This is a genomic window from Shewanella maritima (assembly GCF_004295345.1).
GTDB lineage: Bacteria > Pseudomonadota > Gammaproteobacteria > Enterobacterales > Shewanellaceae > Shewanella > Shewanella maritima.
This window is the reverse complement of record NZ_CP036200.1, coordinates 1,768,856-1,789,074: the sequence shown is the minus strand read 5'-3', so window position 1 is coordinate 1,789,074 and position 20,219 is coordinate 1,768,856. Positions and strand designations below refer to the sequence as shown.

Below are 20,219 nucleotides of genomic sequence, written 5' to 3'. Positions count from 1 at the left end.
TGCGGATAACTGTTATGGCTAAATCAAACTTACTTTGTTTAGGGTTACCCATGTAACTAGGGCACTATTCGTTAATAGTCATAGAGGTTATTGCTGCGAGTCGTTTCACTTAATGGCACAACCTTCGGTTTTGCATCGCTATTTTACAACTAAATGCCTTATTGGTCACAGTTTTTTGGGGCATGAATTTTATTCATCTGACTAGAGCCTGTTGACTTTAATAAGTGAAAGTTGGTACTTTTTCGTTTCCCTTCCTTGGAGGGGCGCAGAAGAGGAGCGTTAACTAGGTAGTAAGTTTGAGGAAGCACCATTCCAATGAAGACTTATGAGGGAGATTAACGCCGAGATATAACGTAAGGGATGCATCCGTTGTATCGAGCGTCTAGGCTGAATCCTGGCGATTGTCACCTGTATTTTGGTGGAGAGCTTCTGGTGGTGATTGCTGTTTCCCTTCTTCAAGGGTGCGTTATCCTAGCACCAGGCTCTTCGAACGTAGTGAGTTCGGAGTGTAATCATGTATTTATTTCTAAATCATTCGCTTGGCTTTGCAAATGTTGCGGAGGCTAGCTAGTGTCTAATTTAATTAATCAAGTTGAAAATCTAGTCGTAGCCAAATTTGGCGGTACCTCTGTTGCTGATTTCGAAGCGATGAGCCGTTGCGCCGATATTGTATTAGCTAATCCAAATACCCGTGTGGTTGTGGTGAGCGCGTCAAGTGGTGTCACCAACTTGCTGGTGGAGCTAACCCAGGCTAATGTGAATGACGAGCGCCGCCTAGCACTGCTTAAAGATATTGCTAAGGTGCAGTATGCCATTGCTGACAGCCTTGATCGCCCGCAAGAAGTTACCGCGCAGATTGATCAGGTATTAAGTCAAATGGCAGTGCTCAGTGAGTCTTTACTGCTTAACCGCAGTAAAGCGATTATGGATGAGTTGCTGTCGACGGGGAGCAGTGCTCATCTATTCTATTTTCGGCAGTTATTGCACAAAAAGATCAGCCTTCTCAGGCGTTCGATGTACGTCAGGTGTTGCGCACCGATAGTCATTTTGGAAAAGCTGAACCACAGATTGAGCAAATTGCGACACTTGCCAAGGCGAAGCTTCTGCCACTACTTAGCGATAACATCATAGTGACCCAAGGGTTTATTGGTGCAGACGAGCAAGGTAAAACCACAACTTTAGGTCGTGGTGGCAGTGACTATTCTGCAGCCTTGCTAGCTGAAGCGCTTAACGCGCATGCGGTTGAGATTTGGACTGATGTTGCGGGCATCTATACCACTGACCCTAGACTTGCTCCTAATGCTCGCCCTATTGCGGAAATCAGCTTCAACGAAGCTGCTGAAATGGCAACCTTTGGTGCTAAAGTGCTGCATCCTGCTACCATTTTACCCGCGGTTAGACAGCGAATTCAGGTGTTTGTTGGCTCAAGTAAAGCGCCGGAGCAAGGTGGTACTTGGATTCGCCATCAAATTGAAGATGCGCCAGTGTATCGTGCAGTAGCGCTTAGACGCGATCAAACTCTGCTTAATCTTCATAGCTTGCAAATGCTCCATGCTCAAGGCTTCTTAGCCGAGACTTTTGCTACGCTAGCTCGCCATAAGATTTCGGTCGATTTGATCACCACTTCAGAAGTAAATGTGTCACTCACCCTAGATAAAACTGGCTCTGACTCAAGTGGTCAAGGCCTGCTAAGTGAGTCTTTGTTGCAAGAGTTATCGCAGCATTGCCGCGTAAGAGTAGAAGACAAGCTTGCGTTAGTTGCGATTATTGGTAATCAAATTGCGTCAACAGCGGGTATTTGTAGTCGAGTATTTCAGGTGCTAGAACCGCATAATGTGCGCATGATCTGTCAGGGTGCTAGCCCACATAATCTTTGTGTGTTGGTGTCAGAGTCAGAAGCTGCTGATGTGGTTAATGCGCTACATCAGAATCTATTTGAATAAAGCACACTTAGTCCACAGGGCAAATGAATCCTTAGGTTATTGGTTAGATGAATATACAACAAACATCACTACACTTGGGCGAGTTGGCAACAGGTCACGCATTAACGGCGCCGCTTTTTTGCATTGAACCTAGCTTAGTTCCGGAAACGCAAGGTGGCGTTGACGTTTCGCCTGCACCCAGTGTGTATATTCAAGCGAATGTGCACGGCGCCGAGGTGCAGGGAATGCCGTAATATACCAACTGCTCAAGCTACTTGAGTCGTATCAAGTGTTAGGCAAAATAGTGCTTGCACCACTGGCAAATCCGCTGGGGATTAATCAAAAAAGTGGTGAGTTTACCCTTGGGCGCTTCGACCCTATTACCGGGGTAAATTGGAACCGTGAATACCTGGAACATAAGTTCGATGTTGAGGCGTGGTATTTGGCGCATCAACACTTATCAGAAGTTGAGTTAATTAGTGCTTTCAAAGCGCGTTTGACAGAATCTTGTGACGAGCGCTTGAATAATAGCTGGGGCATTTCAACGGGGCATCGCCTGGCAGTGACCTTGCAGAAAATGGCGCATCAAGCGGATATTGTGCTCGACTTACACACAGGGCCAAAGTCCTGCAAACACCTTTATGCGCCAGAGTATGACAAACAAGCAGCAAGGTTTTTCTCTATTCCCTATACACTGGTTATTCCCAACGAATTTGGTGGCGCCATGGATGAAGCCGCTTTTTGCCCATGGTGGTGTTTAGCTGAAGCGGCCAAAGCTCATGGGCGTGAATTTAGTAGTGACTATGGTGTAGCAATTTCTGCGTTCACATTAGAGCTTGCTAGTCAGGAGCGGATAGACCTTGCAGATGCCAAGCAAGACGCTTTGGGAATTTTGGCTTATTTGAGCCATCGCGGCGTAATAGCTGAAAAAGTAGCACCAGCTGACATGCCACGCTTTGGCTGTTATCTCAAGGATTACCGTAAACTGCACGCACCTCAGTCAGGTATGGTGGAATACTGTGCGGAGCTTGGTCAGCCGTTAGCGGCAGGTGAGCCATTAGCTCAGCTTTTACGGGTAGAGCGCTACGGGCGTGAGGATGCGCTCACCAGTGTATCTTTGCCAGTAGATTGTGTGCCTATTTTGCACTTTGCCTCAGCCTCTGTGCATCAAGGTACTGAGCTATATAAGGTGATGACCAACGTGTTTGAGCTTTAGCTGGCGAGGCAGCCTAGTTCGAGTATAAAAATGGCGCATTAGATGCGCCATTTTTGATAATTATCGTGCAGTTTATTAGCTACGTAGAATTTGCAGCGGTAAGCTAAGCATATCGTCACCGTAGCTGGCAAAGTAGGCGATAACACCAACTAAGGCGGCGACCGTCAATATGTACCAAACCGCAGAGAAAATTTGCCCGTATCTATCTAATGGCAGTAAATGGCTTTGGTGGCGGGTTTGCCACTCCATCACAATTTCTAAGCTACCAATCAATAATAAGAATCCAAGCAGGGCTAAGCCAAACGTGTAGCTAATGGCAACGCCTGCTAGCGCCGCAATAATACAAATTACCAGGCCGATGACTGAATTCATTGAAAAGCTTATGCTTTTTAGTATGTGACCACCATCAAGAGGTAAGATAGGCAACAAGTTAAATAGGTTAAGCAGTGCATTAAAACTGGCTAATCCGGCGAAAAAGATATTGTCAGTAAACCAAAATGCCACCATGCATATTAGTGACATAAATAGGCCAAAAGTCGGTCCCATAATCGATATCACCACGTCTTGCCAGCGGGTGTTGATCCGCTCATCGCTGAGGGCAAGTCCTCCCATAAATGGAATAAGGTAGATACCTTTGGTCTTCATGCCAAAATGCTTCATGGCTTTTACGTGACCGTATTCGTGTACCACTAAGCAGGCAATTAGCGCTAAGGCGAACTCGATTGAAAATAGCCAAGAATAGGCGGCTAACGAGGCGCCGGCTAGTAAGGCTTTCACGACTTTGGCCGACTTAAGCAATTTAAATCCGAGTGAAGCTAGCCCCAACAAACTCAGTTTGTTGACCTTTTTCGGTGTGATTTCCGGTGTTTGTTGCTCAATGTCTTTGGTATTGCGTTGTCCCTCTGTGACAATTTGCTCATTGACGCTTAGCTGATATTTGAGGTCAAAGGGCTGCCAAATGACTTGATTGGTCAGTACAACCTGAATGGTTTGTATATTTTGTACTTCGCTTTGCGCATCATCTTGTGCTGTGGATTGTATGCTTTCTTGCGACTTTGTCAGTGTTTGCTGCATTTTGAGCTCAAACTGATGCACCAATGGCCCATCACTGCTGGAAGCGGCATCAATTTGCGATACTAATTGATTGTCCCAAAACAGCTGTTGCCAACCGGCCATTGAGCCTTCAAGGCGCAGTTTTTTGCCAAGACATTCGATGTTTAATAGTTCCATAAAACTGACTGTGTTTACCTTTTATAACTTAGGGCGAATTGTGCCAGAACCGCATCGATACGCAATAAATATCAAGTTGGTTGTAAGTGTTAGCCTGTAAATTACCACCTTCTAAAGAAGGTGGCTTTGTGTGAGCCCCCTAAAAGGGGCATAGCCTAACCAGCTAAAGTTGAAGCATACAGTTGCGATGACATTTAAAGCCGTTGAAAACATGGATGTTTTCGTCGAGCCCACAGGATGTGCTTGCTGCGAGCTTTAAATGTCATTGCTACGTAAGCTAATTACTAAAGTAGTCAGAACTGAAGAACACTGGAATTTAAAGGCAAAGCCTATTCGATGATAACCACCTACTGAAGTAGGTGGCTTAGGGCTGAAAATTAAAAAGGCCAATCGATGATTGGCCTTGGTGTATTGGGGGGCTCGCGTCATTTTACCAAGCGAGTGATTTAGCTGGTTGAGTAATCGAAATTAAGCTCTTGGTTGATGTTTCGAACCACGCATGGGCCATGTTCACGCTGAGTGCGTTGCTGCGCTTGCCCTAAATGGATTTCTACATTGGTATAAATATGTTTATTAGCTTGAATAAAATAGTTCTTGTAATAACCTTCGACTTCATTCAACAGCGTTTGATGTTCAAGTTCTTCTTTATGCTGCTCTTCCGTGATGAGCTTTTTCTGCTCTAGCATCATTTTTACTTGCTCAATCATGCCTGCATCGGTTTGCCATTCACTTTTAGGTGGCAGCTTATGCAGTCTGGCTTCAATATCAAGCCTTGCAACGACTAGTGCTTTCACGCTTTCATCGAGCTCTTTTAAATGAGTTTTCAGCGTGCTTTGATCCATGGCGCAATAAAGTTCAGTTTTAGTGCCAGCTGTGGCACCAAATACGACGGCACGTATGCCTTTAGCCGCTTCAGCTCTGCCGCCGACCAGATCGCCGCGGCGCTTAGTGGGGTCGCTAACTGTGATGGTTTGTTTGCTGATGCTATGACTGTGCAGTAATTGCTTAGTAACCAGGATGTCACCATCAGCTTCAAGGTGTGAGTACTGCACAAATTGGGCGCAGATTTGTCCTTTAGCTTTGATGCTTGTGGTAAATTTTCCTTCGCCAGCTTGACGTCCAATCACACCCTTGCTGGCTATGACATCACCATCGGCCTCAATACTAGCTGAATCGATAAATCCCATTACTGTGACATCACCAGTGGCTTTTACTTGCATACCTTCTTGCACGTCGCCCTTGATCAGCACGCTGCCTTTAAAGTTAACGTGGCCGTGGCGCACGTTAACTTCTTTAATCTCGAGCGTATCGTCAACCTGCATTCCTTTGCGGTTTTCTACCGGTTGGCCGGCTTTGCTTGCGATCAAGATATTGGGGTTATTGGGCTGTAAACAAGTTCCTTCACCAGGGGTGAGTTCGACATCTTTACCTGGCACCTGATTTAAAATATCCCCATGGATGTTATAGCCAGCAGTGCCCTCTGTAGCAGGGGTTTTCACCATTAACACATCATTAGGTTTTACGGTGATCATCGCGCCAAGATTACGCATATCTACAGTGCCATCTTCGCGCTCTTGCGGCTGTAATAGTCGCTCGCGGGCGAGTGGGACTTTACGGGTCAGGTAGGCGTTCTCGCCATTAACGGCTGGCTTACCGTGGGCGATTTCGGCTGTGCAGGTTTCTCCTGGCGGTAATACCTCAAGCTGCTTCATTAAAGACATGATTTTAGGTTTGCTTAAACCCATTTTGACTTTATTGGCTTTTAAAGTAGTGAGCACAGTGGGGAGGCTGACTTCTTGCCCCCCCACGCTGAGGTAATCGTCATGTTTGCATGCATGTGATCGTCACTAATTTCAATAGCAACTTGTCCGTCTTTACGTTCTGCAATAACAAAAAACAGCTCGTGAACACCACTGTCTTGACCGCAAAGTGCGTTCACCTCTGATACGGCTTTATTAATAGCGGGCACAATAGGAAACAGCATAGCGAAGTCGGGTTGCTTAAGTAATGACTCAATATCTTCAGCACTAACCGGGCCATGGGTATTTGGGATAAGACGAAGTTCGACTTGCGTGTTATCGCCACTAAAACTAACAGCAGTAGTCTCTAACATGGTTGCCTTTGATTATTTTAATTATTGTTTTAGTGATAAATGCTGCACGCTAGCATCGGACTTGGGCTTTCGCGTTGCATGACTGTTACAGAATCAGGTTGGCAACCAATTTAGCGGATATTTTTGGGTTTAGCCAGTAGTGTAGTAAATGAATCCTGTGGATATTTATGCAGCATCTCACAGGATTCATCTGGTTAATTTGGCTTATTTGTGGCAGGTGTACAGTTTGTATTTGTTGTTCTCAGCAGGCACATCGAACTGTCCAAAATAGTGAGCGATAGTATCTGCATACGGTAAGTGACGGTTAGCAACGATTTGCCAATATCCACCAGTGTTAAGCTGCAAAGCACTGCGTTTGACGAAATCTTTAGCAATGTCAGTTGTGGCGTTTAGTCCATCATGAAACGGTGGGTTTGAAATAATGCCATCAAACTTAGCCTTGATATGGGTAAAGCCATCGGATGGATAAACATTGGCGCTCATGCCATTGGCTTCCAAGGTGAGCTTACAAGATAGCAGCGCCATGGCGTTGATATCAATACAGTCAATTTGTAGCTCAGGTTGTGACTTGAGTAGCGCGGCACTTATCACACCTGCACCGCAGCCAAAATCGAGTACTTTGCCGTGTAGCTTAGGTAAGTGCGCCAGTAATAATTCCGTGCCAGCATCAAGTTTCTTGTCGCTAAATGTGCCAACGGTATTGCAAATAGTCAGCTCTCCCTGAGGAGTGGCAAGTTGATACTGGCTTGTCCAGTCGGCAATGTTTAGCTTGGTAGCGGGCGCTGTGAGAATTGAACTAAACAACAAGCAATGGCGAGCATTGTCGCGTTTAATCGGCTTGGAAAAGTAATCAGGCGCAAGTTTAGGTAATGACTTAATGCCACCTTTATTTTCGCCGACAACCAACAACTGCCCTTGCGCTTTTAAGTGCTGAGCGGCAAGTTGAAGCAGATATCCTGACAGCGCTTTGGCTTTTGGGAAATAGACGATAACAGTATCAAACTGTTTATCACTTAACTCTTGTGGCAGCTGATGACCAAAGTGGCACTCAAGTTTGTCAGCTTTGGTGGCATTTAGCTTGAGATAGTGGTTAAAGTCTAACGCTAGGCTAGCGACACTGGCCGCACTCTCTAGTAATTGTTTAGCGAGATCATCAGCTTCATGATTGAGCACTAATACATTGTCGTTTTCCACATAGTCTAGGTTACGAATTAGCACTTGAGATGGGTTTGATAGCACAGTGTTTAGCTCATTGATGGTGAAAAACTAAAAGAAGGCCGCAGCCTTCTTTGTGTAATAGCATAATTTAGCCGCTTATTTGCAGCGCGTTAGCAGGGCAAGTATAACAGAACCCCACAGTATTCAGTAAACCTGAACTCACTGTTGCTTTGCAGGCAATTGCGGCAATAAGCTGATCATCTTTTTAGCGATGTCTGTGTTGTCCTGACTGCCGTTAAACAAGCTCGCGCCTGGGCCTGTGGCGAATACCTGCACGTCCAATCCTGTATGGCCAACGGTTGTCCAGCCTGTATTTGAGTGTTGGTCAATAACAGTTTGCAAGGCATAAGTGAGCGGTTCAGCGCCTTGAGCTCGCGCGTCGGCAATCAGCTCCATTTGCTCTGAAGTAAACTCAACCGGGATCGCTGCAGTTAAACTGCTTTGCCACTCGTCTTGCTCAACAAGTTTTTCGGCAAGGATGTATGGCGGCATAGTGACATGGTGCAGAAATTCAGGATGCCAAGCATAGTCTTTGCCTGCTGCAATCGACAGTCCACCTGTGTTGTGATCTGCTGTCGCTACCAGTAGGGTGTCTTGATGCTCGCGCACATATTGCTCAACCACTTCCATCGCTGCGGCAAACTCATCTACCTCATGCATTGCGCTGGCGATATCGTTGCTGTGGCCTGCCCAGTCAATCAAACTGCCTTCAATCAGTAGGACAAAACCTTGCTCATGCTGAGAAAGTAAATCCAATGCTTTTTGCGTTAGGGTACGAAGCTTGTGACCTTGCTTATCTTCAATTACCCATGGCAGTTGCACTTCATCGAATAGACCTAAGACTTTAGGTTTGTCTATGCCATCTAGCTGACTAAACTCGGTGATGTGTTGATAACCCTTTGCTTTGAACTTTTCTAGTAGCTCCTCAGAAAAGTACTTTTGTCCACCACCTAGAATAACTTCTGCACCAGTATCAAGGTAAGCCTCGGCTATCTCTACATAGTTTTTACGATGCTCGTTGTGCACCATAAAAGCGGCTGGAGTAGCATGATTCACCTGTGATGTGACAGCTAAACCCGTTGCCATACCGCGCGCCCTAGCAAGCTCAAAAAGGGTAGGAATAGGCTGTTTTTGCTCATCAACTGAAATAGCACCATTATAGGTTTTATAGCCAGTTGCGAGTGCTGTAGCAGAGGCGGCACTGTCGGTGACATAACCGCTGCTGCGAGCTGGATAAGTCGATGACATCCCTACAAGTAAACGATCAAACACAGTTTGCTCTATCTCTTGGGTATTTGGGTTGTCTTTAAAGTAGCGATAAGCTGTGGTGTAAGCTGGCCCCATGCCATCGCCAATCATAATCACCATATTCTTTGGCACGGCAGGCACAGTTTGACTTGTGCCCGTTTGGTGCTGCGGAGCTAACGAGGTTAGTTCGTTAGCAACTGCGCCAAAGCTAATAATGGCAGACAAGCCAAGGCTAACTAGGGTTAAAAAACGCATCTAATTTGAGTCCTTATGGTTAACCTTGGTTAACTCTTGCTTCAATGGCATCCATCAACATACCTGTGATATCAACATCAAAGGCTGCTTCAATTTCTCTAATACAAGTAGGGCTAGTCACATTAATTTCAGTGAGCTTATCGCCAATTACATCAAGGCCAACAAAGATAAGGCCGCGCTTTTTAAGCTCAGGGCCAATGGTACGGGCAATGTGCCAGTCTGATTCAGATAGTGGCTGAGCTAGTCCGCTACCACCGGCCGCGAGGTTACCACGGGTTTCACCTTTCATTGGGATGCGTGCAAGCGAGTAGGGTACAGGCTCGCCATCGACAACCAGAATACGCTTATCACCAGAGGTAATATCTGGAATGAATGCTTGCGCCATTGCGTATTGGTTGCCATGGGCGGTGAGGGTTTCGATGATCACTCCAAGGTTCGGATCTTTTTCTTTCACGCGGAAGATAGATGCGCCGCCCATGCCATCAAGTGGCTTTAAGATGATGTCGCCTTTTTGCTGGTGGAAAGCACGAATGCGCTGCTCGTCGCGGGTCACAATCGTCTCTGGAGTGAACTCACTAAACCAAGCAGTAAACAGCTTTTCGTTAGCATCGCGCAGGCTTTGTGGCTTGTTGACGATAAGCGTGCCGGCTTCTTCAGCACGCTCTAGCATGTAAGTGGCGTAGATAAACTCGGTATCAAACGGCGGGTCTTTGCGCATTAAAACCACGTCTAGATCTGCAATAGGTGTATCAACTGACTCGCCTAGCTCAAACCATTTGTCGGCATCGTTTTCTACCTTCAGTGGGCGCATGTTAGCCATTGCCACCCCATTTACCATGGCTAAGTCTGCCATTTCCATATAAAACAACTGATAGCCGCGCGCCTGCGCAGCCAATAGCATGGCAAAGCTCGAGTCCTTTTTGATATTAATGTCGCTGATGGGATCCATCACTATGCCAAGCTTAATCATGTTGTTGTCCTTATATGAGTTGAATTCTGTAATGTGAATGCTGCCGGTTTAGCCGATGTCACCAAAGTTAACTTGTAGTGCGGTAATGGCTGTAAGTGATGCGGTTTCGGTGCGCAGCACACGTGGGCCAAGCAATACGTCGGTAAATTGATATTGCTCCGTCATGGCAATTTCTTCTGCCGATAAACCGCCTTCTGGGCCAATTAATAAACGCACGCGCTTATTGTCTTTGTTGAGAGTTAAGCCATTAATACCATGCTTTGCCCTTGGGTGCAGATTGAGTTTAATGGCATCGCTTTGCTCGCCACACCAGACATGTAACTGCATTGCTGGGCGCACGACTGGTACCACACTGCGACCAGATTGTTCACAAGCGCTAATAACAATTTTTTGCCATTGAGCGATCTTCTTGGTTAAACGCTCACCCGTTAGCTTGACGCCGCAGCGATCAGAAAATAATGGCGTAATGGTACTGACACCAAGCTCCACTGACTTTTGAATGGTAAAGTCCATGCGATCGCCTCTTGAGATCACCTGCCCAAGATGAATATTCAATGGTGACTCATTGGTGACGGCTTCACATTCTAGGACCGATATAGTGACCGATTTCTTACTCGCTTGGATGATCTCGGCTAAATAGTCATTGCCGTCGCCATTGAAAAGCTTTAACTGCTCACCTTCGCCCATTCGCAGCACGCGACCAATGTGGGCTACACCGTCATCATCTAGCGCTATTGTAGCTCCTTGGCTAATTGATTGATTCGGTTGGTAGATTCTTGGGACTCTCATTAGTGATTACCTTGTACGCGGGCGAAACAGTTTACAAACCTAGATTTTGGCATTGTTTGAAGACAAATTCATTATGATTCCCCTGGCTTTGTGCAATTAAGCGGTCGCGCTGACACTCCGCCTCGTCAACTGGATGCATTTTATCCCAGGCATTAAATAACTGTCTTTGTGATTTACTGAGCTTAAAATTATAGCTTTGCTGCATGTAAAAATAGGTACGGGCAATTGCGCCACGCGATGGTTTTGGCGGCTGTGCTTTGCGGCCTTTAAAGTCGACTAACATTTGGCATTGACCATATTGATGAGGTTTGCCATTCCACTCGCTAAAGCGGTAATTGCTGCGATCGCCATTCACTTCGCCAATTGCTGGCACCAGGTTGTGCAGATCTGACTCCATCTTTTTAAACTGCTTATCAGTTTTACCACAGTTTTTGCGACCGCCCTCTTGCCAGCATTGGCGTTGATGCCCCATCTCCCAGGCCGGCACAACATGCTCCCATTCGATGCGGTTAGCCCGAACATTTTGCTTACGTACCTGATAACCACAGCTTTGCAAATCTGGTTGCCATAGCTTGCCATTGATTTGGATGTCACAGCCGCAGTAAAAGCTAGTCAGTGGCAGTTGCTGATAGATTTTCTTAATCGCTTTTTTGGCTTGATTAAAACTCGTTGGGTGTTTCGGCTGTTTTGTTTTAGCTGCAAAGGTGCTTGAGCTGAATGCAGTAGCAGTTAATGCCAGTAAAGACATTAACCCAATAATCTTGATTGTGCGCACGATAAACCTACTTCTTAAAGGTTGTTAGCTGGCTGAGCCAGTCTTTGTGGCAGATGGTAAAAGATAGCGATAACTGATGCAATCAAGCTTTATTCAATTGCACTTTTAGTCAGGATGTTGGTAAAGAATAATTAGGGTCTGTTGATCTTTGCTGATTAGAATTTGTTCGAATTAAAAGCACTTTAATCGCGGCGTGAGCGATGATGTCTAGTCACTTACACAAATTCGCTCACAACAAAGAGTAAAGTGCTTTTAAACGAACCTTTCAGGCAGCGCTTGTTGTCATTTCTACTGCGTTAACGACTTATCATGTGGAATCACCACACATCAAAGTCGTTGCCTTGTATAAATTTCCAACAAGCAGCTGCAAAAATAATCTTGAAAGGTCAACAGACCCTAGTTAGTTGTCTGATATTGCCAAGGTTTCACTGCAGCGGCGACAGCGATACTTAGTTTCACCGCGAACGACTTTGTTATGACGCCTTATTGTTAGTGGCACCACACCGCAGCCACATTGGTAATTAAACATCTTCCCTTGTACTGAGCGGATATCGAGCTGATGTGTCGTCGATGGTTGTTGGCCAAACACCTTGAGCATAATGCTCTGCCATTCTCGCCCGTGCGGTCGCACCTTGCCGTATAGTTGATATGCCAATAAGTGGCTCACCTCATGGGGAATAACATGCTCGATAAAAGCGTCGAAATTTTCTTTGAGCAGCACAGGGTTGAGGCGAATCTTGTTTAATTGCAGATGCGCGGTGCCAGCACTTTTTCCGCGTAAGGTGAGTGCAAGCTCAGGTCGCGGAAACTGTTGATTAAAATACGCATCGGCTTTTTGGTAATCCGCCTCAAGTTTGCTGTGAACTTGCTGGATTTGTTGGGCAGTTAAATGAGTCGGCATTAATGCAGTTTACGTTAGACTTGGCAGGTTGAGATGACACAGGGTATATGGTGCGTGTTTTGCCAAGCGAGTGCAAGTAACTAGTCAGTACAAGTAACTCGTAGTGAAAGTAACTAGCTGTGTGAGTCAGTATTTGGATAGACCAAAGCGGTGTGCTTGAGAAAACAAAAGGCGCGAGTCTGTGTGACTCACGCCTTTTGATATTTGGCTTGAATACTCAGTACTAAAGCGTGCTCGCCGCTGCGCCGACCATGGCGCGGACTTGCTCAACTATGTCGCCTTCCACTTGTGAATCGTGACCTTTTACTCTAGGGGTGTGGATGTGACCGACTGGGATGTCAAAGTCGAACTGGCTACGTAGTAATAAGCTGCGGTAAGAGATTTCATTGGAAAGGTAACCGCCGCCGGAGCCTTCAACCGAAGTTGCGTTTTGTAGTGAGTGAATTGATTTCGCGTCAAACTGACCACCTGATGTGGTGGTGACTTGATGATTATCATTCACCGCCCAATTACCTTTTACCGCTTGCATCGCAGCAACTGGTAGAGAGAACTCTATAAACTCTGGGCCATTCAAAGTGCCGCCATTAAATAGTGGTGGCATTGGTGTTTGCTTGCTGGCACCGGTTAACACATTCAGATTATCTGGTGCGGCTGCGCTGCGGTTACGGCCAGGAAAGCGCTCTAAGTCAAAGTCATCACGTCCCATACTGACAGTAACGACCATGTCGATATTACGATTACGGAAAAACGGCGTTAACAATGATTCGATAATGCCATCGTCAAAATCAGCAAAACGCACAGGGATCATCACAGTTTCAACTTGCGCTTGCTTACCATTCACATTGAAGGTGTAACCATCAAGTGCAAGAGCGGTTAGCCCTGATGGATTGCTTTGGCCTATGTCTCTATCTAAAAAGAATGGGTCGAAGCCGGTTAGCAAGATTTTGATTTGGGTGTCTTCTTTAAAGTTAATATCGCTAAAGCCGCGTGATGCTTTCTCTACCGCATTAACTAAAATCTGTCGCTGCCAAGGTACAATATTAAAGCCCGCCGAGTTTTGTTTAAGTGCGCTGCGCATTTGCAGGCGCGTCCAATAGAGTGGGCGGTCATCGTCTAAGCCTGATTGCACATCTTTAACCGCTTTTTGCCACAACAGCTGACCTTGCACAGCAATATCCTGAGTGACTTTTAACTCGTCAGTTGATCGGCTTAATAAACCTTCGAGAGACTGATTATTTGATTGATAGCGTTCAACGACTTGTGGAATAAGCTTAGTTGCTTGTGGAACACGCTGCTCTTCTACATCAAGTGCGAGGCTAGCCTGAGCTGAAGTGGTCATAATCATTAGCAGTGAGCTAATCGTTAAACCTAGTGAGTTGCGCTTGGTCATGGTTATTCCTTTAAAGCAGCGTGGTGGGGCAAGTTAAACCTGGAGATTAACCTGCAGCTATCCTTTGTGCCTTTATATGGCTTAGTTAATCTTACTGGATAAGTTATAACACAAAAAATTATACAAGATCAGCTATGTATGCTGATCCTGCATTGTTATGTCATCGATGTACTTTTAGATAGGTGAGTAAGAATTAGCCCATTAGGCAGTTAGCTCATTAAGCTGTGTAGCGACTCTTGTGAGCCGTAGCGTTTACTAAAAAAGTCTAAAAACGCGCTAATGTTGGTCGCCAATTGCCTGCGGCTAGAATACACGCCGTAGACCTTAAATGGCTCAATGGGCCACTCTTGCAGAATAGGTAACAAGGTGCCGGCGGCGATTTCTTGTTTACAGCTGGTGTTTGACAGCATAGCGATACCGTAATCGTCCATGGCAAAGCGCTTGACCATATTAGCTGAGTTGACCCTAACTTTGCGCTTAAAGGTCGCCATCATCTTGCGATTGCCTTTACCAAGCGGCCAAATTGGCGCTGATAGGCGAGTACCTAACAAGATACCATTGTGCTGTGCTAGCTCTTGTGGCGTTGCTGGTGTGCCGTGCTTTTTAATATAGCCTGGGCTGGCAACCAACACGGGCTGACGTTCAAATAACAGCCTTGCCACTAGGTCTGATGATTGCAGTGGACCATACTTAATTGCAATGTCATAACCTTCACCGACCAGTCCCACATCGTTATCGGTAAACTGAATATCTAACTCGATATTGGGATACATGCGCATAAAGCTAGAGCATAAATGACCAATCACTTCTTGTGAGAATGACACCGGGATGGCAATGCGTAATGAACCGGAAACATCACTGTGGGTATTTTCAATAGTTGCCTTTGCCGCTTCAACCTCGGCGCTTATCGATTCACAGTGCTGAAAAAACATGGCTCCGACCTGAGTCAAGCTCAAGTTTCGGGTGTCACGTTGCAGTAAACGTACCCCTAAATCTTCTTCAAGTTGGGCAACTTTGCGGCTAATTGTCGATTTAGGTTGTCCGATGTCTCGTGCTGCTTGGGAGAATCCTTTGGCTCTCACCACCGCTGCAAACAGCATCATACCGTTCAAATCGGGCATTTTCGTCTCACTGTCTCATTTTTGGAACAAAGCGTCCAAGGTAGTGTATATGGTAATTCGGTGAACAACAAAGTTATATTTACGCGTTAAAAATTTTAGAGGCTATATAAGCAGAGGATCTCTCGATGACCAGCAATAAGCAGCCCGCTAACACGACTCAAGTTGTATCGGCTGACCCGTTATTTTTACAGGCGGAACATCTAGCCAAGGATTTCTCGTTATTTCCTGCTCACAGTAAGCAGACGTTATCTGACGAAATCAAAGGATTACTTTCTGACGACGCTATCCAATCAAACCTAAAAGAATTGGCGTCGTTAGATGTTGACGGTTACGTCAACCAGGTTATTCAACCGACTCAAGATAAGAACCGTTATGGCGCTAAGCGTATGATTGCCGAGTTGAAAGGCAAGCTAATCGCAGAGCACCAACAAGGGCCTTTTTACAGTGCTGAAGTCGAGCTAGATTTTGGTGCTCGTACTCGCCGTGTTGGTTTTATTGCCCAAGAGCGTTCAACCTCTAACGGTGCTTGGATGCCTGAGCATCATTTAGAAGCATGCAAAGCGATTCGCCATTTTGCTGAACTAGCAATGCCAATCATCTACCTTATCGACACTCCTGGTGCTGATGCAGGTGAGGTAGCTAACAGCAACAACCAAGCACACTCAATCTCGAAAGCGATTGCAGAAAGTGCCAATGTTGACGTACCAACGGTAGGTATTGTGGTGGGTGCAGGATATTCTGGTGGTGCTATTCCACTTGCTGCGGCGAACATTCTACTTTCTGTACGCGACGGTATTTTCAATACAATTCAGCCACAAGGCCTGCAAAGTATTGCCCGTAAGTACAACTTATCTTGGCAGGAATGTGCTAAATCTGTGGGTGTATCGCCAGAAGAGCTATACACAGCAGGTTGTATTGACGGCATTATCGATTACTCGCCAACAGACCGCGATGACCGCCAGCATAACTTGCGCCGCGCAATTATCAGTGGTGTAGAGGCCGTTGAACGCGCGGCAATGAACTTTGTACGTGACTCTTCTGATCTAAAAGAGCACTACGAGCGCAGCCTAGAGCGTTTCTTAGCGCCATCAGAAAACTTAGTTAGCTTAGAAAGCAACACTGGGCTTGCGATTGCAAACAGCCCGACTATGCACCACAACATCTTTGGTAGTGCATATCGTTATCTGCGTTATCTAACGCTTCGTAGCCGTATCCATTCGATCTCGCAAGAGCAATATGGTCGACTATCTAAGGTAAGTATCCCTGAAGGTGACTTACTAGAGCGTATCTCACAAGAGCAAGAGCGCGTATTCCAAGCATGGCTAACCAACCCTGACAAGCTAGTTTATGACGAAGAGCTAAACAAGCTGTGGGGCAACTTCACCGCTAAGCGTGATGAGGTGTCGACTGAGCGTAATATGCTGACGCGCTTTATCTTAGGTGAGCCAAAAGAGAACTATAAGAAAGCACGTAAAGCGCTGCTATTTAACATCGGTTGGTCGCTATACCACCGCTGGAAAGCTAACGCTGAGAACAACTTTAAAGGCCTAATTCAATATCTTGAGTCGCTCCCTAAAGAGAAGACTGAAGCAGATTGGCCTGAACTAAACCAGCTAACTGTACTTGATGTAGTGGTCAATGATGAGCTACGTGAAGACTTTATCTGGCAGTGTCACAACATTCTTATCTTCAACGCGCTGTATGACAACGTAGTGGTTAATCTTGCTTCTATCTCGAAAGAAGCGATGAACTCGAAAAGTCTTGCCCGCGAGTCAGTTGATAACCTGCTGCATAAGTCGATTGACCGTGCACTATCAACCAACGATGAAGCTTATGAGAAGAGCAAGTTCTACAAATGGCTTAAATACTTTATGGCGCAATCAAACCGCGCTGAGCTACTAACGCGCGTAGAGCAGTGGAAGAGTGTTGGTTTCCCACAGCTTAACGATTCGCTATTCGTAATTCTGACTTACTTCTTTGAGCGTCTATTACCAGAGTACTTCGACAGTGAAGAAGAGCACGACAAGTACACAGGTGCGATTAACCCTGTTCGTATTGGTCGTCGTAAAGACTTCTGGAACCGTCTAACCATGGGTTATCAAGACTTGTTAATCCAGAAGGTGCTGCGTGAAGAGAAGAAGCAAGGCAAGATGACTTGGGAGAACGTGATTGGCGAGTTCTTCACTGAGTTTGACGAAATTGACGGCGACAAGATGTCTGCCAACTTGCTTAACTTCCCTGGTTTCCGTTTATCGATTGAAGATGCAATCGATCGCGGCGTGCGCCCATGTGGTTTAATCACAGGTTTAGCTGACTTTGGTGAAGGTGACAATAAGCTGCGCGTAGGTGTGGCAGTATCGAACACCGCATTCCAAGCGGGTGCATTCGATATGGCAAGTGCTGAGAAGTTCAGTGCGCTATTAATTGAATGTGCTAAGCGCAAGCTACCGGTTATTTGCTTTATCAGCTCAGGTGGTATGCAAACTAAAGAAGGTGCAGCAGCGCTATTCTCAATGGCAGTAGTGAACGACCGTATCACTCGTTTCATCCGCGACAACGAGCTACCTGTATTGATGTTCGGTTTCGGTGACTGTACCGGTGGTGCACAGGCGAGTTTTGTGACTCACCCATTAGTGCAAACTTACTACTTATCGGGTACTAACATGCCGTTCGCAGGCCAAATGGTTGTACCTGCATACTTGCCATCTACATCGACACTATCTAATTACTTGTCGAAAGTTCCTGGTGCGATGAATGGCTTAGTTCATAACCCATTTAGCGAGACGTTAGACAGCCAGCTTTCAAGCATTGACCCATTAATGCCAATGCCAAATGCTGACATTAAAGACGTTATTGGCAACGCGCTATCAACCATTGTTCCTGAAACAGTTGAAGTGGTTGATGAGATTGTTCAAGACGATCCACGTGCATTGATGAAGCCTATCGACAAAGTACTGGTTCACGCTCGTGGTTGTACTGCGGTGAAACTTATCCGCAAGGCGCACGACAACAACATCAATGTGGTACTGGTTGCTTCTGATCCAGATATGACTTCTGTTCCTGCAGACATGCTAAAAGAGAACGACAAGCTAGTTTGTATTGGTGGTAACACTTCAGATGAAAGTTACCTAAACGCCTACTCAGTACTGAAAGTTGCTGAGTACGAGAAAGTTAACGCACTGCACCCTGGTATCGGTTTCTTATCTGAAAGCCCACAGTTTGCTGCACTTTGTGTAAACAACGGCGTTAACTTTGTTGGCCCAAGCGTACACTCAATGACAACTATGGGTAACAAGTCGAACGCGATTAAAACTTCGCAAGCGCAAAACGTACCTGTAGTACCTGGCTCACACGGTATTTTGACCAACGCTGAGCAAGCTGTGAACGTTGCACTAGAGATTGGTTACCCAGTACTGCTTAAAGCGGTACAAGGTGGTGGCGGTAAAGGTATTCAGGTAGTTGAACGCCCTGAAGACATGATTGCGCTATTCACTCAAACATCGACTGAAGCTGCGGCAGCATTTGGTAACGGTGACCTTTACCTTGAGAAATACGTAACCTCATTGCGTCACATTGAAGTACAGCTACTACGTGACAAGTTCGGCAACACTAAAGTGTTAGGTTTACGTGACTGTTCAGTACAGCGTAACAACCAGAAAGTGATTGAAGAGTCTATGTCGACCATGCTGCCTGATGAGCTTAAGCAGAAGGTGATGGAGTACACTCGTGCACTAGGTGATGCGACTGATTACATGGGCGCGGGTACGGTAGAGTTTATCTACAACCTAGATGCAAACGAAGTGTACTTCATGGAAATGAACACCCGTCTGCAGGTTGAGCATCCGGTAACTGAAGCGACTTCTGGTATCGACATTGTAAGCGCGCAGTTCGACATTGCCGCTGGTCGCTCAATTGAAGACCTAGAGCCTGTTGATCAAGGTTACGCGATGGAAGTCCGTGTAACTGCTGAGAAAGCTGAGCTAGATAGCAATGGCGTTATGCAGCTAATGCCAAATCCAGGCAAGATCACTGAGTGCATCATGCCAGAGCGTGATGACATTGAGATCATCTCGATCGCCGATACAGATAAAGAAGTATCGCCATACTACGACAGCTTGATCGCGCAGATCATTATCCGTGGTAGCGATCGCGCCGATGTCGTTAAGAAGATGTACGACTACCTAGATAGCGTGGTTATTCGTGGTATCGCGACTAACATTCCGCTACTTAAGCGTATTCTTGCTGACGGTACCTTCAACGAAGGCGTTTACGACACTAACTATCTGCCACGCCTAATGGCTGAGATTGACGCTGACGCGCTAATCGAAGAAATGGAAGCTGCGGCAGAAACTGAAGCGGTTGATACTGAGTCGCTACGTGTTGGTGAGTCGAACGAGCTGAAAGTTCTGGCACAAGGTGCAGGTATCTTCTATACGTCTCCAGCGCCAGGAGAAGCAGACTTTGTCAAAGAAGGTGATGTAGTCACCGTTGACCAAACACTGGCACTGACTGAAGCGATGAAGATGTTCTCGCAAGTGTCACTTGCAGGCTTTAACCGTAAAGACGCTGAGCTATACCCATCTGATAAGAAGTACCGCATTGAGCGAATTCTTAACAGCAATGGTCAGCAAGTATCTCAAGGTGACCTACTGTTTGTTATCTCACCAGTTGAATAAACAACGACAGCTAAACTAGTGACAAAAATACTCGCCGCGTGCGGGTATTTTTATGTCTATAGTTGGCGATCGAAATCACGTAAATTCAGCCTAAAGTTGTTGGTAAATCGTTAAATTCTGGCTCATTACTTAGATGCGCGAGGATCTGGCGTTAAAATTCGCGGGTTAAAACAGACTTTTTTGTGTGGCTGAAAAATAATCGATCATTTTTAGATGCTTGTTTTATATCTAATATCTAGCGATTACGGCGAGTTTTTTTGCCAAAACTGCAGAAATATTGCAACTGCTATTTGCGTGTTGCAAGGTTCCAATTTACAATATGCGCCTTAAATAACCTGATGAGCGGTGTGTCGGTACTATTCGCATACTCCGTCTACTTCTTAAACTAATCATTA

At 45.9% G+C, this 20,219-nt stretch carries 10 protein-coding genes, 3 pseudogenes and 1 riboswitch; of the genes and pseudogenes, 3 read left to right on the top strand and 10 right to left on the bottom strand.

The features are described 5' to 3' along the window. The first annotated feature begins 261 nt into the window (after positions 1-261). Positions 262-437: riboswitch (Lysine riboswitch) on the top strand. A gap of 211 nt (positions 438-648) precedes the next feature. After that, a pseudogene (gene lysC / locus EXU30_RS07705) lies at positions 649-1,943 on the top strand (lysine-sensitive aspartokinase 3). Between the two features lie 47 nt (positions 1,944-1,990). Further along, a pseudogene (locus EXU30_RS07700) lies at positions 1,991-3,138 on the top strand (succinylglutamate desuccinylase/aspartoacylase family protein). Between the two features lie 75 nt (positions 3,139-3,213). Here the strand turns inward: EXU30_RS07700 and EXU30_RS07695 are convergent. The 10 genes and pseudogenes from EXU30_RS07695 to EXU30_RS07650 form a co-directional block, all read right to left on the bottom strand. Next, complete coding sequence (locus EXU30_RS07695) at positions 3,214-4,368, bottom strand: site-2 protease family protein (protein WP_130598871.1); 1,155 nt, start codon at positions 4,366-4,368, stop codon at positions 3,214-3,216. Between the two features lie 446 nt (positions 4,369-4,814). Next, a pseudogene (locus tag EXU30_RS07690) lies at positions 4,815-6,481 on the bottom strand (DUF342 domain-containing protein). 204 nt (positions 6,482-6,685) lie between these two features. Further along, the gene (locus tag EXU30_RS07685) at positions 6,686-7,720 is read right to left on the bottom strand and encodes a methyltransferase (protein ID WP_130598869.1); all 1,035 of its coding nucleotides are present in this window, start codon (positions 7,718-7,720) and stop codon (positions 6,686-6,688) included. Positions 7,721-7,858: 138 nt separating this feature from the next. Next, complete coding sequence (locus tag EXU30_RS07680; protein WP_130598867.1) at positions 7,859-9,202, bottom strand: alkaline phosphatase; 1,344 nt, start codon at positions 9,200-9,202, stop codon at positions 7,859-7,861. A gap of 19 nt (positions 9,203-9,221) precedes the next feature. Then, entirely contained in the window at positions 9,222-10,172 is a 951-nt protein-coding gene (gene gshB / locus EXU30_RS07675; protein WP_130598865.1) for a glutathione synthase, read from the bottom strand. 48 nt (positions 10,173-10,220) lie between these two features. Further along, positions 10,221-10,961: a 16S rRNA (uracil(1498)-N(3))-methyltransferase gene (gene rsmE, locus EXU30_RS07670; protein WP_130598863.1), complete on the bottom strand. Its 741-nt coding sequence runs from the start codon at positions 10,959-10,961 to the stop codon at positions 10,221-10,223. A gap of 31 nt (positions 10,962-10,992) precedes the next feature. Then, the gene (locus EXU30_RS07665; RefSeq protein ID WP_130603331.1) at positions 10,993-11,709 is read right to left on the bottom strand and encodes an endonuclease; all 717 of its coding nucleotides are present in this window, start codon (positions 11,707-11,709) and stop codon (positions 10,993-10,995) included. Positions 11,710-12,136: 427 nt separating this feature from the next. Then, positions 12,137-12,637 (bottom strand): SprT family zinc-dependent metalloprotease, encoded by a 501-nt coding sequence (locus EXU30_RS07660; RefSeq protein ID WP_130598861.1) that lies wholly within the window; start codon positions 12,635-12,637, stop codon positions 12,137-12,139. A 223-nt stretch (positions 12,638-12,860) separates the two neighbouring features. Further along, positions 12,861-14,027 carry a pyroglutamyl-peptidase I gene (locus EXU30_RS07655; protein WP_130598859.1) on the bottom strand — a complete coding sequence of 389 codons (1,167 nt, stop codon included), beginning with the start codon at positions 14,025-14,027 and terminating at the stop codon, positions 12,861-12,863. A gap of 209 nt (positions 14,028-14,236) precedes the next feature. Continuing rightward, a complete protein-coding gene (locus tag EXU30_RS07650) occupies positions 14,237-15,148 on the bottom strand; it encodes a LysR family transcriptional regulator (RefSeq protein ID WP_130598857.1) in 912 nt (303 codons plus the stop codon). A gap of 125 nt (positions 15,149-15,273) precedes the next feature. Between EXU30_RS07650 and EXU30_RS07645 the strand changes: the two genes are divergently transcribed. Beyond that, positions 15,274-19,824, top strand: a complete 4,551-nt coding sequence (locus EXU30_RS07645) for an ATP-binding protein (RefSeq protein ID WP_130598855.1) — start codon at positions 15,274-15,276, stop codon at positions 19,822-19,824. Positions 19,825-20,219 lie beyond the last annotated feature (395 nt).

Excerpts from the sequence above, each read along its gene's own strand:
- EXU30_RS07645 (WP_130598855.1), top strand. The coding sequence starts at position 15,274 with ATGACCAGCAATAAGCAGCCCGCTAACACGACTCAAGTTGTATCGGCT.
- EXU30_RS07665 (WP_130603331.1), bottom strand. The coding sequence starts at position 11,709 with ATGTCTTTACTGGCATTAACTGCTACTGCATTCAGCTCAAGCACCTTT.
- EXU30_RS07660 (WP_130598861.1), bottom strand. The coding sequence starts at position 12,637 with ATGCCGACTCATTTAACTGCCCAACAAATCCAGCAAGTTCACAGCAAA.
- EXU30_RS07680 (WP_130598867.1), bottom strand. The coding sequence starts at position 9,202 with ATGCGTTTTTTAACCCTAGTTAGCCTTGGCTTGTCTGCCATTATTAGC.
- EXU30_RS07695 (WP_130598871.1), bottom strand. The coding sequence starts at position 4,368 with ATGGAACTATTAAACATCGAATGTCTTGGCAAAAAACTGCGCCTTGAA.
- EXU30_RS07655 (WP_130598859.1), bottom strand. The coding sequence starts at position 14,027 with ATGACCAAGCGCAACTCACTAGGTTTAACGATTAGCTCACTGCTAATG.
- EXU30_RS07650 (WP_130598857.1), bottom strand. The coding sequence starts at position 15,148 with ATGCCCGATTTGAACGGTATGATGCTGTTTGCAGCGGTGGTGAGAGCC.
- rsmE (WP_130598863.1), bottom strand. The coding sequence starts at position 10,961 with ATGAGAGTCCCAAGAATCTACCAACCGAATCAATCAATTAGCCAAGGA.
- gshB (WP_130598865.1), bottom strand. The coding sequence starts at position 10,172 with ATGATTAAGCTTGGCATAGTGATGGATCCCATCAGCGACATTAATATC.